The following is a 15672-nucleotide window of genomic DNA, read 5'->3' as shown; positions in this document are numbered from 1 at the left end:
GCGCCGGCTCCGTGCGGACCGCCGCGGCGCCCCTGGTGTGCGGTCGTCGGCCGGGTGCGTCGCGCAGCCGGCTGGGTGGCGATGCCGGCCGGTCTGCCGGCCCGGGTCTGCCCGGCCCGGCCTGTCGGCCTGGTCTGCCGGTCCGGCCTGTCGGTCCGGCCTGTCGACCCGGCTCTCCGGCCCGGTCCTGTCCGGCGGGCCGTCCGGCCCGTTCGTCTCCGGGCGCGGATCGGATCGCTGGTGTGCCGCCCAGGCCCCGGCCGTGCCGTGGGCCGCGTGCGCGCCCCGGCTTCCGGGGTGATCGCTGGATCCGGGGTGGGTCGGGTGCCGTGGCCGGCCGTCAACTCGGCGCCCCCCAGCGGAGCGAGCGTGCTCGCGGCGCTCAGCTTCCGTGAACATCAGGGGAATTCCAGCCGCCTCCGAGGAATTACTCGTCGGTACGGCGGCATTTACCGGTGAGTAGGGTTGGCTCAGGGTGCGGAGTTCACGCCGCGCCCGGCCCGCATTCCCGGTCGTCCGGGGTGTGGGTGGCTGCGGATTTTGCCTCTGACCTCGGCGTTTCAGATGCACAATCCGTGTGGGCATGCTCACATTGCGCGAAGTGGTGTGCCTGCTAGGTTGATTGCGACTTCAGGGCGACAGAGGGGGCTCGTAAGCCGTTGTCACACAGTTCTTGTTGCAGAAACAATTCCGTACCGTGCGCCGTGATTTGCTGTAGCCGGTCACTCGACAAGTAGGCACAGCCGCAGGCGCTACCGGACACGCCGTCGCACCGATATCTCCGGCGTGTTCATCCGCTCGCACCCGTGTTGCTTTCCGCCCGTCACCTCGGTCCCGGGAAAGCGCGCGGCGCGATGCCCGATTTTCGGCATTCCCCATCAGTACCCGCACCACCACACCGACGGCCGGGCGATCCCCGGTCGCGTCGGCACGCGCTCGTACGGCGCGTGACGGGAAAGGTCCTTCCGCATGATCACGGCGTCTTCGCCGCACCATCGACACCACCCCCTGATCGAAGACCTCTTCAAGGAGCAGGTCGAACGCCGCCCCGACGCCCTCGTGGTGGTCGACGGCGCCACCCGGCTGACCTATCGCGAACTCCACGAACGTGCGGGCCGGCTGGCGGCCGGGCTCGTCGCGCGGGGCGTGTGCCGGGAGACGCCGGTGGCCATGGCCTTCCCGCGTTCGGCCGACGCGATCGTGTGCACCCTGGCCATCGTGCTGGCCGGCGGCGCATACGTGCCCGTGAACCCGGAGTTCCCGGGCGAGCGCCTGGCCCACATGCTCGGCGACAGCGGCGCCTCCCTGCTGGTGTGCGCGCCCGGCCTGGAAGAGGCACTCGCCTCCGCACTGCCCGCCGGGACGCGCCTCGTCACGCCCGATGCCCTCGTCGCCGAGGGGGCCCGCGCCGGTGTCGCGTCCCCGGCCGCACCCGCACCCGCCCCCGAACCCGCCCCCGCAGCCGCTTCAGGGCCCGACGGCCGATCGCCCCTCGCCTACATCATGTTCACCTCCGGTTCCACCGGGCGGCCCAAGGGCGTGATGGTGGAGCAGGCCGGCATCGTCCGGCTGGTCAAGGACAACGGCTTCTTCCGCTTCTCCGAGCGGGAACGACTCCTGCTCACCGGAGCCCTGGAGTTCGACGCGGCGACCTTCGAGATCTGGGGCTGCCTGCTCAACGGCGCGACTCTGTACGTGACGGACAAGGAGACGCTGCTCGTCCCGTCGGCGCTGAAGAAGGTCCTGCACGACAGCGCCATCACCGTCATGTGGATGACGGCCCCGCTGTTCAGCCAGACCGTCGACGCCGCCCCCTCGGTCTTCGCTCGGCTGGGTGCCGTGGTGGTCGGCGGTGACGTGCTGTCGGCCCGCCACGTGCGCACCCTGCGGGCGGCGCACCCCACCCTGCGGGTCATCAACGGCTACGGGCCGACGGAGAACACCACCTTCACCACCACCCACGAGGTCCGGCCCGACGAGCCGGGTGCCATCCCGATCGGCCGCCCGGTCGCGGGCACGACCGTCCTCGTCCTCGACGAGCAGCGCGTGCCGGTGCCCGTCGGCGAGCCCGGCGAGCTGTACACCGGCGGCAGCGGACTGGCCCGCGGCTACCTGGGCAATCCGCAGATGACGGAGGAACGCTTCGTCACGATCGACGGAGCGCGCTACTACCGCACCGGCGACCGCGTCAGCCTGGACGCCGAAGGGCTGCTGCACTTCCACGGCAGGATCGACGACCAGGTCAAGATCCGCGGCCACCGCGTCGAGGTCAAGGAGGTCGAGGCGGTCCTGATGGCCTGCCCCGGCGTCCTCGACGCCTGCGTGGTCGTCGCCTCGGACGAGGCGGGCAAGCACCTGCTCGGCTACGCCGTGCTCGCCGAGGGCGCCCGGGCGGACGACGTCGACGCCGCGCTCGCCGAGCGGCTGCCCGACTACCTGCGGCCCGAGCGGCTCGTCGTGATGGAGCGCCTGCCGCTCAACGCCAACGGGAAGGTCGACAAGGCGGCGCTGCCCGCCCCCGGCCCCGCCGGCCCGGCCTCCGCCGGCGCCTTGGACCGGGACCGCCTCCCCGACGGCCAGCGGGAACTCGCCGGGCTCTGGGACGCGGTGCTCCGCCTGAAGGGCCGTGGCCTCGGCCCCGACGACGACTTCTTCGCCCTCGGCGGCAACTCCCTGGCCGTCGGCGCGCTGATCGGACGGCTGGCCGTCCGTGACGGGGTGCAGCTCTCCTTCTCCGAGGTGTTCGAGCACCGCACCCTGGCGCGGATGGCGGACGCCGTGCGACGGGCCGCCCAGGCCGCCCCCGCCCGCAGCGTCCCGCAGATCACCCCGGTGCCCGCCGGCGTGCCCTCGGCCCTGCACCCCCAGCAGCACGGCCTGCACACCCACGCCCAGGTCGCCGCAGCGTCGGTCGCCTACAACATCCCCCTGCGCCTCGACGTCCACGGCCCCCTGACCGCCACAACGGTCCGCAGCGCCCTGGCCGAACTGGTGCGCCGCCACGACGCCCTGCGGACCCGGTTCGTCACCACGCCCGAGGGCGTGCGGCAGGAACCGGTCCCCGGCGCGACAGTGCAGCTCACCGAGTCGGACGCCCTCACCCACGGGGACGACCGGGCCGTACTGGAGACGTTCGTACGCCCCTTCGACCTGGCGCACGCCCCTCTGCTGCGCGCCCTGCTCGTGCGCATCGACGACACGCACCACCGGCTCTACCTCGACGTCCACCACATCGTCTTCGACGGGGTGTCCCTGCGGATCGTCGCGGAGGAGCTGACCGAACTGCTCTCCGGCGCCCCGGTGCCGGAGACGAAGTGGGGCTACGCCGACGCCTCGCAGTGGTTCGCCGACCGGCTCGCGGACGGCTCGTTCGAGGCGGACGAGCGCTACTGGCTGACCACGCTCGCCGACCCGCCCCGCCTGGAGCTGCCCACCGACCACCCCCGCCCGGCCGTCCGCGCCGAAACGGGTGCCGTGCTGCGGCTCGCCCTGACACCGGAGCGGAACGCCGCGGCCGGCCGGATCGCGGACCGCGAGGGCACCACCCCGTTCGCCGTCCTCCTCGGCGCGTACAGCGCCGCCCTCATGCAGCTCTCCGGACAGCACGACGTCGTCGTCGGCAGCCCCATGAGCGGCCGCGTCCACCCCGACGTCGAACCGGTCGTGGGCATGTTCGTCAACACCGCGGCCCTGCGCCTGACGGTCGCGGAACCGGCCACCCTCGCCGACCTGCTGGCCGTCACGCACCGGCGGCACCAGGAAGCCCTGGAACACCAGGCATATCCCTTCGAGCGGGTCGTCGGACGGCTGGGACTGCCCCGGGACGCCTCCCGGCTCCCGCTGCTGGACGCCTTCTTCGCCCTGCAGAACATCGACTTCCACACCTTCGCCCGTGACGGCCTGCGGGTGGACGTGAGCCTCCTGCACGCCGGTTCCTGCCGGTTCGACCTGAACCTGCAGGCATACCAGCGCCCCGACGGGACCGTGCTCGAACTCGAGTACAACACCGCCCTGTTCGCCGCATCCTCGGCGGAATATCTGCTCCACCGTGTGGCCGAGCTGATCGACGACCTCGACGCCTCCCCGCACACCCCCTTGTTCGGCCCTTCGGCGTCCCAGGACGCGGTCACCCCCGCTTACGCCGATTTCTCTTTCTAGAAGGACCCGATGACTAGCGCACTGCAGGCCCAGCAGGCACTCCGCAACCACCCGGCCCAGCAGGAATTCTGGGACGCCCGCCGGCAGACCTGGACCGAGCCGGTCCAGGTCATCCGCGACCACCTGCGCCCCGACGCCGGTGACCACCGCGTGAGCGGCACCGACCTCGATCCGGCCACCACGGCCGCGCTCGCCCGCATCACCTCCGGCGACCCGGTGCTCCTGCGCACCGTCGCCGCCACCGTGCTGGCGCTGCTCGCCGCCCGGACCACCGACCGCGACGACGTCGTGGTCTTCCTCCCCGCCCCGCCGCCGGCCTTCGGCTCGCCCAACCGGGCGATCCCCGTCGAGGTGGCCGTCCCGGTCGGCACCCCGGCCAAGCAGCTCCTCGGCGCCGTCCGCGCCGGCTACCTCCAGGCGGCGGCCCACCTCGACGTGCCCGTGTGGTTCGTCCTGGACCGCGCCGACAGCCGGCCGACCGACTTCATGGTCGCCGTCGACGGCGACCTCGGCCCCGAGGACGCGGACCGTGCCGGCACGCCCCTGCTGTTCTCGCTCACCACCGGGCCCACCGCCCGCCTCGCACTGCGCTACGACCCGACGCTGTTCACCGACGCCACCGCGCACCGGCTCCTCGGCGCCTACCGCGCCCTGCTGGACGCCGTCACCACCGACCCGGCCACGACGACGGACGCCCTGCGCGCCCCCGGTGCCGACGAACTCGCCCTGATCACCGGGGAGTTCAACGCCACCGCGGCCGAGTTCCCAGACGGCCGGCTGCTGCACTCCTTCCTGGAGGAGCGGGCCCGCGAGCACGGCGACCGCATCGCGGTCGCCGACGGGCAGGGCACGACCTACGCCCGGCTCAACGCGGACGCCAACCGGCTCGCCCGCACCCTGCGCGAGCGCGGTGTGACCGCCGGCAGCATCGTGGGCGTCTGCATCCCCCGCTCCGCGGCCATGCTCACCGCCATCTACGCCGTGCTCAAGGCGGGCGGCGCCTACCTGCCGATCGACCCGACGCTGCCCGACAACCGCATCGAGTACCTCCTCGACCACAGCGGCACCCAGCTGGTGCTCGCCACCACCGAGACCGCGCCCGTCCTCGGCTCCCGCACGACGCTCGACCTGGACGACCCCGCCAGCTGGTCCGACGAGGACGGCGACCTCGACCCCGTCACCGGCCCCGACGACGCCTGCTACGTCATCTACACCTCCGGCTCCACCGGCCGCCCCAAGGGCGTGGTCGTCGAGCACCGCGCCATCGTCAACCGGCTGTGGTGGATGCAGCGCGGCTACCCGCTCGGCGCGGACGACGTCATCCTGCACAAGACGCCCTTCACCTTCGACGTGTCGGTGTGGGAGATCTTCTGGTGGTCCCTGGCCGGCGCGTCCGTCGCCACGCTGCCCAACGGGGCCGAGAAGGACCCCGAGCGGATCGCCGAGCGGGTGGCGGACAGCGGCGCCACCACCCTGCACTTCGTCCCCAGCATGCTGCACGCCTTCCTCACCTACACCCAGGCGTCCGGCACGGCCGGCAAGCTCGGCTCGCTGCGCCGGGTGTTCGCCAGCGGCGAGGCCCTGGCCGTCAGCCACGTCGAGCTCTTCCACACCTCCCTGCCGAAGGCCCTGCTCGTCAACCTCTACGGCCCCACCGAAGCGGCCGTGGACGTCAGCTACTTCGACTGCGACGCCGTGGACTCCACCCGCTCGGTGCCCATCGGCCGCCCCATCGACAACATCAAGCTGGTCGTCCGCACTCGGGGCGGCGACCTCGCCCCCCTGGGCGTGCCCGGCGAGCTGTGCATCGCCGGTGTCGGCCTGGCTCGCGGATACCTGCACGCCCCCGAGCTCACGGCCGAGCGGTTCGTGGCCGGCCCCGAGGGCTTCGGCCGCATCTACCGCACCGGAGACCTGGCCCGCTGGCTGCCCGGCGGCGTCCTCGAATACCTCGGCCGCCTCGACACCCAGGTGAAGATCCGCGGCTACCGCATCGAGCTGGGCGAGATCGAGCACCTCGCCAGTGGCTTCACCGGCGTCGTCGAGTGCGCGGTGGCCGCCGTGGCCGGCGACCGCGGCGAGAAGGCCCTGTGCGCCTACGTGGTGGCGGGCCCGGACTTCGACGAGAACGCCCTGCGCGCCGCGCTGGCCGCCGAGCTGCCCTCGTACATGGTCCCCCAGTTCGTCATCACCGTCCCCGCCATCCCCACCAACCACAACGGCAAGCGCGACGTGTCCGCGCTGCCGCGGCCGGAGAAGCAGGGCGACGGACAGGAACACGTCGAGCCCACCACCGACGTCGAGCGCCTGCTCGCCGCCGTGTGGCAGGACGCCCTCGGCGTGACGCGGGTCGGCGCCCACGACAGCTTCTTCGCCCTCGGCGGTGACTCCATCATCGGCATCCGCGTCGTGGCCGCACTGCGTCAGGCCGGATACGAGGTCACCGTCGGCGACGTCTTCGCCCACCAGCGACTGAGCGACCTGGCGGCCGTGGTGCGCCGCGCCGACAATCAGCCGGCTGCCGCGCCCACGACGGACGACGCCCGCTCCTGGCCCGCCTCCGCCCTGCAGCAGGGCATGATCTACCACAGCAGCGTCGACACCGACGTGCCCGTGTACCACGACATCTTCCGCTACCACGTGGACGTCCCCCGCGCCGAGCCCGACGCCCTGATCGCGGCCTGGCGGCAGCTGGCCGAGCGGCACCCGGTGCTGCGCGCACGCTTCGACATCGCCTCCTTCGAACAGCCCCACATGGTCGTCGAGGACGCACCGCCGCTCCCCGTGGAGGTCGTCGACCTGCTCGCCGAGCCCGACCCGGCGGCCGCCGTCGCCGCCTGGGCCGAGCAGGAGAAGCACACCCCCGTCGACCCGGCCGTCGCCCCCGCCTACCGCCTGCGGTTCTTCGTCACCGGCCCCCGGCGCGTCGTCCTCGGCCTGAGCTTCCACCACGCCATCCTCGACGGCTGGAGCGTGGCCACCCTCGTCGAGGAGTGGGTCCGCGCCTACGGCGACCACCTCCACGGCCGCACCCCCGCCACCAGCCCCGTCGTCCCGCTCCAGAAGCTCTACGCCGACCTGGAGCGCGACGCCGAGGAGGACCCGCAGCAGCGGGCGTTCTGGGCGGCCGAACTGGACGGCGCCCAGATCACCGAAGTCCCCCGGCTCGGCACCGGCACCCGCGGCCACGCGGTGGGCGCCGAGGTCGTCGTCAGCGCCCGCGAGCTGGACCCGCAGCTGCTGGACACCCTGCGCTGCCGGTCCCAGGAATGGTCCGTCCCGCTCAAGAGCGTCTTCCTCGCCGCCCACCTGCGCGTCCAGTCCCTGATCGCCAACCAGCGCGACGTGACCACCGGACTCGTCGCCAACGGCCGGCCCGAGGTGGACGGCGCCGAACACGCCCTGGGCATGTTCCTCAACACACTCCCCTTCCGGCTGGAGCTGGACACCGAGCAGAGCTGGCGACGGCTCGCCGAGCGCTGCTTCGAACTGGAACAGCGGCTCCAGCCCCACCGCTGGTACCCGCTGCCCGCCATCCAGAAGCTGCACGGCGGCCCCGCCTTCGACGTCCTGTTCAACTTCACCAACTTCCACGTCCACCAGCAGGGCGGCGCCCAGCAGGACGAGCCGGCCGTCGGCGCCGTGGAGTACTTCGAGCAGACCAACGCCCCCCTCGTCGTCTACGTGGGCTCCAACGCCTACGCCGGCGGCTGGGAGTACCGCATCGGCTACGACCCCGGCCAGTTCACCGCCGACCAGGTCGACCGCTACCTCGGCTACTACCTCGCCTGCTTCCACGCGCTCGCCGACGCGGGCGAACGGCCCTGGGCGGACACCGACCCGCTGTCGGCCGGCGAACGCGCCGAACTGCTGCCCGCCGTCGCCCGCCCCACCGCGCCGGACCTCGACGGCAGCCGCAACCTCGTCGACCGCTTCGAGGCCATGGCCCACAAGCACGGCGACGCCACCGCCGTCTCCTGCGACGGCCGGCGACTGACCTACCGCGAGCTCGACCGCCGGGCCAACGCCCTGGCCCACCACCTCGCCGCCACCGGCATCCGCCCCGGAGACCTCGTGGCCCTCGCCCTGGAGCGCGAGGTGGAGATGGTCGTCAGCATCCTCGCCACCCTCAAGGCCGGCGCCGTCTACGTACCGATCGACCCCGGCTACCCCGAGGACCGCATCCGCACCACCGTCGAGGACGCCGGCGTCCGGCTGGTCATCGCCACCGCCGAGGTGTGCGCCCTCTTCCCCGGGCGCGACACCCTCACCGGCACCCCCGCCGCGCTCGACGCCCTCATCGGCGACGGCGCCGACCACGGCCCCGACCACGGCCTGACCGCGGACTCCCCGGCGTACGTCATCTACACCTCCGGCTCCACCGGCAAGCCCAAGGGCGTGCTGGTGACCCACGGCAACGTGCTGCGCCTGTTCGGCGAGACCGAGCACTGGTACGGCTTCTCCGACCAGGACACCTGGACCCTCTTCCACTCCTTCGCCTTCGACTTCTCCGTGTGGGAGCTGTGGGGCGCGCTGCTCCACGGCGGTCACCTCGTCGTCGTCCCGTACTGGGTCAGCCGCTCCGTCGAGGACTTCGCCGACCTGGTCGTCGCCGAACGCGTCACCGTGCTCAACCAGACGCCGTCCGCCTTCGGCCAGATCAAGCAGGCCCTGATGGACCGCACGGGCCCCGACGACGTCTCCCTGCGCTACGTCGTCTTCGGCGGCGAGGCCCTGGACTTCGCCTCCCTGGCCGACTGGTTCGACCACTTCGGCGACCGGCGCCCGGAGCTGGTCAACATGTACGGCATCACCGAGACCACCGTGCACGTCACCTACCGCCCGGTGCGCGCCGCCGACACCCGTGCCCCGGGCAGCATGATCGGCGAGCCCATCCCGGACCTCGGCCTCTACCTCATCGACGACCTCGGCCGCCCCGTGCCGCTCGGCACCCCCGGCGAGATCGCGGTCACCGGCGGAGGCGTCGCCCTCGGCTACCTCAACCGGCCCGAGGAGAACGCCAAACGCTTCGTCGAACTCGACCTGGGCCACGGCACGACCCGCGCCTACCGCTCGGGCGACCTGGCACGGCGACTGCCCGGCGGCGAGGTGGAGTACCTCGGCCGCGGCGACGCCCAGGTCAAGATCCAGGGCTACCGCATCGAGACCGGCGACATCGAATCCGCCCTGGCCGCACACCCGCAGGTCGACTCCGCGCTCGTCGTCGCCTTCACCCGCCGCACCGGCGGGAAGGCACTGGCCGGCTACTACGTGCCCCAGCCCGGCGAGCAGATCGACGGCACGCTCCTGCGCGCCCACCTCGCCGACCGGCTGCCCGGCTACATGGTGCCCAGCTTCCTCGTCGAGGTCGAACGCTGGCCCCTGACGATCAACGGCAAGACCGACCGCCGGGCCCTGCCCCACCCCGAGGACCGGCCGGGCGGCACCGACCGCGCGCACACCGCACCCCGCGACGCCACCGAGGCCCGGCTGGCCGCCGTCTGGCAGGAGGTGCTCGGCGTCGAACGGGTCGGCATCGACGACCCCTACTACGACCTGGGCGGCGACTCCCTCCAGGGCATCCGGCTCGTCGGCGCCCTGCGCCGCAACGGCTTCGAGGTGCCCCTGCACGAACTGTTCCGCGTACAGACCATCCGCGCCCTGACCGACCAGGGCCTGGTGGCCACCGCCGAGGACCGCACGGCGGCCTCCGGCGAGCCGTTCGACCTGCTGGACGCCGAGGACCGCGCCCTGCTGCCGGCGGACGTCGTCGACGCCTACCCCGCCACCCAGCTGCAGCTCGGCATGGTCTTCCACACCGACGCCGACCCCGCACAGGCCGTCTTCCACGACCTCATCCGCTACCGCATCGACCTCCCCCTCGACCAGGACGCACTGACCGGCCTGCTCACGGACATGGTCGACGCGGACGGCCACGAGATCCTGCGGACCTCCTTCGCCCTGGGCGGCTACAGCCGGCCGCTGCAGCTGGTCCACGCCCACGGCCAGGTCAACCTCACCGTGCACGACCTCTCGCACCTCGGCGAGACACAGCGGACCGCCCTGGTCGACGAGTGGTTCGAGGCGGAGAAGAGCACCGGCTTCCTGTGGAGCGCACCCACCCAGATGCGCTTCTTCGCCCACCGGGCGAGCGAGAACTCCTTCTACCTCTCGGTCAGCTTCCACCACGCGATCATCGACGGCTGGAGCTTCTCCGGCCTGATGGCCCGCCTGCTGGAGGACTACCGCCGGACCCTGGCCGGCGAGCCGCGCACCGAGCCCGCCCCGGCCCCGCTCGCCTACCGCGACTACGTACGCCTCGACCTGGCGGCGCAGCAGGACACCACGTCCCGCGACTACTGGACGGCCCTGCTGGCGGGTGCCGAGTACACCAAGCTGCCCCGGCTGCCCGAGCCGGCGAGCCGCTGGGCGGAGGCGGAGCTGCTGCTGGAGGAGGAGCGCTACGACCGCCTGACGGAGATCGCGGCCCGCCACCAGGTGTCGGTCAAGCACCTGTGCCTCGCCGCGCACTTCCGGGCCCTGTCGCTCATCACCCGCACCTCCGACGTGACCACCGGCGTCTTCGGCCACGGCCGCCCGGAGCACCTGGAGGCCGACCGCATGGTGGGCCTGTTCCTGAACATCGTGCCGCTGCGCGCCACGGCCGACGGCGCCTGGGACGAACTGATCGGCGCGGTCAACCGGGCCGGCCACGAGCACCTGCCGCACCGCCGCTACTCCTACGCCTCGATCCAGGAGGCCACGGGCGGGCGACGGCTGGTGGAGACGGCGTTCAACTTCGTCAACTTCACCGCCTACTCCGACCAGCTGGGGGACGGGGGCGGGCAGGTGATCGGTGACCTGAAGTGGTTCGAGCACGCCGACTTCGCGCTGCTCGTGACCTTCAACGCCGACCTGTTCACCCGCCGGATGCGCGTCAACTTCAACGCCGCCGCGCAGGTACTCGGCCACGACGCCGTGCAGACCGTCGCCGAGGTCTACCGGGCGGTCCTCGCCGAGCTCCTGGAGGAGCGCTGGGACGGCCCCGACCTGGCGGAGCTGCTGGACCGGCTGCCCCCGGCGGCCGACCGCGAGCCGGACGGCTACGACCGCGGCAACCCGCGCCCGGCGGCGCGCACCGCGGGGATCGAGCGGATCGACGCGGCAGCCCTGCGCGGGCTGATCGCGGGGATCCTGGCCGACGCCGATGCGTCTGCCGGTGCCGGCACGGACGATGCGGACCCGCTGGGCGGCGACGCCGCCGCGGTCCACCTCGACTCGCTGACCGCGCTGCGGATCGCCCACGCCGTCCGTGACCGCTTCGGCGTGAGCGTCCCCCTCCCGGCGCTGCTCGGTGGCGGCCTCACCACCCTGGGGCTGTGACATGCGAGCGATCTTCTCGACGATCCTGCTCAGTTCACTCGGGTCGACGGTCCTGTGGCTGCTGCTCGTCCCCAGCTTCTCGGCGCAGACGCAGTCCGACGGACTGGTGGGCCTGCTGGGCATGGAGCGGCAGGTGCTCGGCGTGGTGGGTGCACTGCTCGTCGGCGTCTGGGCCGACCGGGGCCGCATCGGCCGCAAGTTCGCCCTGCTGCAGGGCGCGCAGCTGGCGCTGGCGGTGGTGTTCCTGCTGATGACGTGGCTCGGGACGGCCGGCCCCGACTTCGTCCTGGTGTGGACGGCACTGCGGTTCGCCCTCGTGGGCGCGAGCTCGGTGCTGGCCTACCGGCTGCTCGCCGACGCCTCCGGGTCCAGCGCCCAGGGCGCGGTGCTGCAGATGGTGACCTCGCCGCAGGGAGCCATGGTGTTCGCCGCCGTCATCTGCGCGGCGGTGCCGGCGTGGACGTCGCACACCCTCGTCGTGGCGCTGCTGTTCGACATCGTGACCGCGATCGTGGTGATCGCCCTGCTGATGGCCAGGCCGGAGGAGGGCGAGGGCGAGTTCGGCTTCGAGTGGCGCAACGTCGTCGGCCGCGGCGTCGACGCCGTGCGCAGCTACTGGCTGCCCGAGCTGTGGCCGTGGAACCTCATCCAGATCGCGTTCCTGGTGAGCCTGTCCGGCATGATGGTCTACGCCAGCGTGATCGCCGAGGCCCAGGACCTGGTGCCGACCGGGATGGCCTTCTCCGGGGCGTGGTTCTTCTACGGGCTCGCCTTCTGGCTGACGGCTCCGCTGCTGCGCAACCGCGAGCGGGCGACGCGCTGGGCGCTCGTCTTCGCCGGAGTGCTGACGGCCTCCGGCGTGGCCGGTGCACTGGCCGGGCACGGGTCCTTCCCCGTGCACATGGCCCTCTACGTGGTGCTGACCTTCGTCAACGCCTACTGGATCCACTTCACCAACGCACGGATCCTCGAACCGGCGCCCGCCGCACGGCTCGGCCAGATCAGGGCCAGTATGATCTTCTACCTCGGTCTGGTGTTCGGCGTCGGTGAGCAGCTCGTCGGCCTCCTGCTGGAGCTGAAGCCCGGCCTGCTGCTGCTCGGCCTGGCCCACGTCGTGGGCGGCATCGCGCTGGCCGGCTCGTTGCTCGTCATCCGCACACGTACCCGCCGCACGCTCGTGCCGGCCGGGTGAGGAAAGGAGTTCCCCATGTCTCCGGAGGAGATCGTCGACGGCCAGCTCGCGGCCTACAACGCGGGCGACCTGGAGAAGTTCCTCAGCTACTACGTCGACGACGTACCCGTCCACGCCTTCCCCTCGGGCGAGGTCCTCGCCGACCGCTCGGGCCCGGCCTTCCGCGAGCGCTACGGCAAGCTCTTCGCCTCCAGCCCGGACCTGCACGCCGAACTGGTCTCGCGCGTCACGCACGGCCGCATCGTCATCGACCAGGAGCGGGTGACCGGCTTCATGGGCGACGAGGTGCGCACCGCCGTGGCCCTCTACGAGGTGGGCGAGGAGCGCATCGAGCGGGTCTGGTTCGCGGTCTGACGGACGAGCCGATCGTTCAGCCGGTCGGCTGACCGGCCCCGGCCTCGTGGCACCCGGCATCGCCGGGCTGCCACGGGGCCGTTCGCGTGCACGGCCTCCGGAGCAACCCGCCGCGTCCCCGCCATCGGCTCAGACCTCCGGGACGGGCCGTCCGATCTGATCCAGCAACGCGAAGCGCCGTACGAACGAGGCGAAGCCGTGGGGGAGCGAGCGGGCCAGCTCGGCCCGGCGGCCCCAGGCGCTGCGCTGTTCGAGCATGACCAGGGCCTCGCGGATGTGGTCCGGGTATTCCAGGGCGTGCAGGCGCACCATCTCCAGAATCATCGATTCGGGGAGGTGGGCGGTCCCGAAGCGCAGGCAGTTGTGGACCATGGCGGTGCGGGCCGCGGCGAGGAACGCCGTGCACTCCGCCTCCGGCTTGAAGCGGTGCGTGACCTCGACCGTGGTGGTGTGCACGATCTCCGCGCCGGCCCGCCACGCCCGGACGCTGAACTCCGGCTCGAAGCCGCCGTAGTGCACCATGCCCTCGTCGTAGCCGCCGAGACGTTCGAAGAGCGCGCGTTGGACGACCGTTCCGGCCGAGGAGGCGATCTGGACGTGGGCGCGGGTGCCGGTCGCCGGGGGAGCGGTGTTCCAGCGCGTGCCCATGTGCGGGACGACGAGGCGGCAGCCGTGGCCCCGCCAGGCCGATGCCCGGTCCCGGACGGTGACGGAGAGGATGCGGGACGGGGCGATGAGCCGCCGCACTTCGTGGTCCCAGCCGTCGGAGAAGCGCGTGTGCGCGTCCGTGATGAACAGGAGCCGGCCGTGGGCGTGCCGGGCGGCCAGGTTGCGTGCCGCGCCCACGCCGAGGTGCAGCTCCGAGCGGATGATCCGGGTGCGCCGCCGGTCCGCACCGGCGGCGACCCTGGGCCGGCCGTCGGCCGACGAACAGTCGTCCACGACGACCGCCTCGATGCCGTCGGGCTCGGCGGCGGCGCCGAGGGCCGAGGCGACGGTCGCCCCGACCCTGTCGCCCTCGTCACGCGCGGGCAGCACCACGCTGATCGTGGGCGCGACCGTCCTCACAGGCCATGGCCTGCGGTGATGGTGATGGTGTGCAGCGTGATGGTCACGTACTCGCCGCGCGCATCGCGCGGAACAAGCTGCTCCGCGTCGGCCAGCCGGTCCCGTACGTCGCCGGAGAGGCCGAAGCGGTCGGCCAGGGCGGTGGGGTCGTCACGCAGTGCGCGCAGGGCGGCCGGTTCCGCGGCCGCGGTCAGCATGACCTGGTGCAGTGTCTCGCTCATTGCCTTTTCCTTCTTCGGGTGGGTTCCGCACGCCGGCGGCTGCCGGTGGCGTGGAGGTGGCCGTGGGCGCCGGCACCGACGCGGCCGTGGGCGCCGGTGCCGCTGTCGGCGGGGGCCGCCAGCGGACGGTCGGCGGGAGGCTGCCGGCGTGGTCCGCGATCCGGTCGGCGTACGGCAGTAGGTCGCGGAGGAGGCGCTGCAGTTCGTCCTCGATGGGCGCGGAGGGGCGGAAGCCCAGGGCGGGCAACTTCTCGTGGTCCGGGTGGTAGTGGTGCTGCTCCGCCTCGGCCCGCGGATTGTCGACGGCACTCACGTACGCCTCGATGCCCAGGCGGTGCGCGGCTCCTCGTACGAGCTCGGCGAGCCGCCCCACGGACAGGACCTCGCGCAACTGGTTGAAGACGCGGTACTCCCCGGCGGCGGGCGGGTTCTCCAGCGCCAGGGTGAGGCACTGCAGCGCGTCGGCCAGTGACAGCAGGCCACGGCGCTGGGCTCCGGAGCCGTAGGGCGTGATCGGGCGGCCCGTCACCGCCTGGCAGCAGAAACGGTGCACCGCGGTGCCGAACGCCTCGTCGAAGTCGAGCCGGCTGTTGAGCCGCGGGTCCTCGGGGCACCAGCTGCCGTAGACGACCCCCTGCATCACGTCGGTGGCCCGCAACCCCCACAACCGGCAGGCGAACGCGACGTTCTGCGAATCGAAGACCTTGCTCCAGTGGTACCAGGAGCCCGCCTGCCGCGGGAACGGCAACACGTCGCGACGGCCGCGGAACTCCACCTCGAAGAAGCCCTCGGGGATGTCCACGTCGGGCGTGCCGTACTCGCCCATGCTGCCGAGCTTGACCAGATGCGCGTCGGGGCAGTGCTCGCGCATCGCGAACAGCAGGCTCAGGGTGCCCGAGACGTTGTTGCCCTGCACGAAGTCCGCATGCCGGAAATCGATCATCGAGTAGGGCGCGGACGGACACTCGGCCAGGTGCACCACGACGTCCGGCGCGACGTCGCGCAACAGACGGCCCAGTGCGGTGTGGTCCCGCACGTTCACGGGGGAGAAGGGCAGGGACACGCCGAAGTGGTCGCGGAACGCCGCGCGCCGTTCGTCGACGGAAGCGATGGGGACGGCGCTGTCCGATCCCATCTCGGCGACCCACGCCCGTCGCAACAGGGCGTCGACCCCGGCCGGCTCGTGCCCCCGCGCGGCGAGGTGCTGAGCCAGCGGCCAGCCGAGATAGCCGTCGATACCCGCAATGAACACCCGCATCGGACCGGCCCCCCCTTCCTCCCGGAAGCGGGCCACGT

Annotated in this window: 7 protein-coding genes; 4 read left to right on the top strand and 3 right to left on the bottom strand. The window is 72.5% G+C overall.

What is annotated here, in order from left to right; genetic code table 11:
* The first annotated feature begins 969 nt into the window (after positions 1-969).
* The 4 genes from IE182_RS10155 to IE182_RS10140 are packed head-to-tail and all read left to right on the top strand — an operon-like array spanning position 970 to position 13087.
* Positions 970-4158, top strand: coding sequence for a non-ribosomal peptide synthetase (locus tag IE182_RS10155; RefSeq protein ID WP_190109363.1), 3189 nt, complete (start codon positions 970-972; stop codon positions 4156-4158).
* Positions 4159-4167: 9 nt separating this feature from the next.
* Positions 4168-11541, top strand: coding sequence for a non-ribosomal peptide synthetase (locus IE182_RS10150; protein ID WP_190109362.1), 7374 nt, complete (start codon positions 4168-4170; stop codon positions 11539-11541).
* Between the two features lies 1 nt (position 11542).
* Positions 11543-12733, top strand: a complete 1191-nt coding sequence (locus IE182_RS10145; protein ID WP_190109361.1) for an MFS transporter — start codon at positions 11543-11545, stop codon at positions 12731-12733.
* Between the two features lie 15 nt (positions 12734-12748).
* Positions 12749-13087 carry a nuclear transport factor 2 family protein gene (locus tag IE182_RS10140; RefSeq protein ID WP_190109360.1) on the top strand — a complete coding sequence of 113 codons (339 nt, stop codon included), beginning with the start codon at positions 12749-12751 and terminating at the stop codon, positions 13085-13087.
* Positions 13088-13216: 129 nt separating this feature from the next.
* Here IE182_RS10140 and IE182_RS10135 read toward each other — a convergent pair whose 3' ends face one another.
* From IE182_RS10135 to IE182_RS10125, 3 genes are read right to left on the bottom strand one after another with little or no spacing between them, the layout of a single operon-like run.
* Positions 13217-14155, bottom strand: coding sequence for a glycosyltransferase family 2 protein (locus IE182_RS10135; RefSeq protein ID WP_190109359.1), 939 nt, complete (start codon positions 14153-14155; stop codon positions 13217-13219).
* Positions 14152-14376 carry a hypothetical protein gene (locus IE182_RS10130; RefSeq protein WP_190109358.1) on the bottom strand — a complete coding sequence of 75 codons (225 nt, stop codon included), beginning with the start codon at positions 14374-14376 and terminating at the stop codon, positions 14152-14154. Before IE182_RS10130 ends, IE182_RS10135 begins: the two co-directional genes overlap by 4 nt.
* Entirely contained in the window at positions 14306-15634 is a 1329-nt protein-coding gene (locus tag IE182_RS10125; RefSeq protein ID WP_190109357.1) for an NAD-dependent epimerase/dehydratase family protein, read from the bottom strand. Before IE182_RS10125 ends, IE182_RS10130 begins: the two co-directional genes overlap by 71 nt.
* Positions 15635-15672: the final 38 nt, after the last annotated feature.

This window comes from Streptomyces cinnamoneus, assembly GCF_014650495.1.
GTDB classification, from domain to species: domain Bacteria; phylum Actinomycetota; class Actinomycetes; order Streptomycetales; family Streptomycetaceae; genus Streptomyces; species Streptomyces cinnamoneus.
Note: the sequence above shows the minus strand (reverse complement) of the source record. Positions and strands in the feature narration are given on the sequence as shown.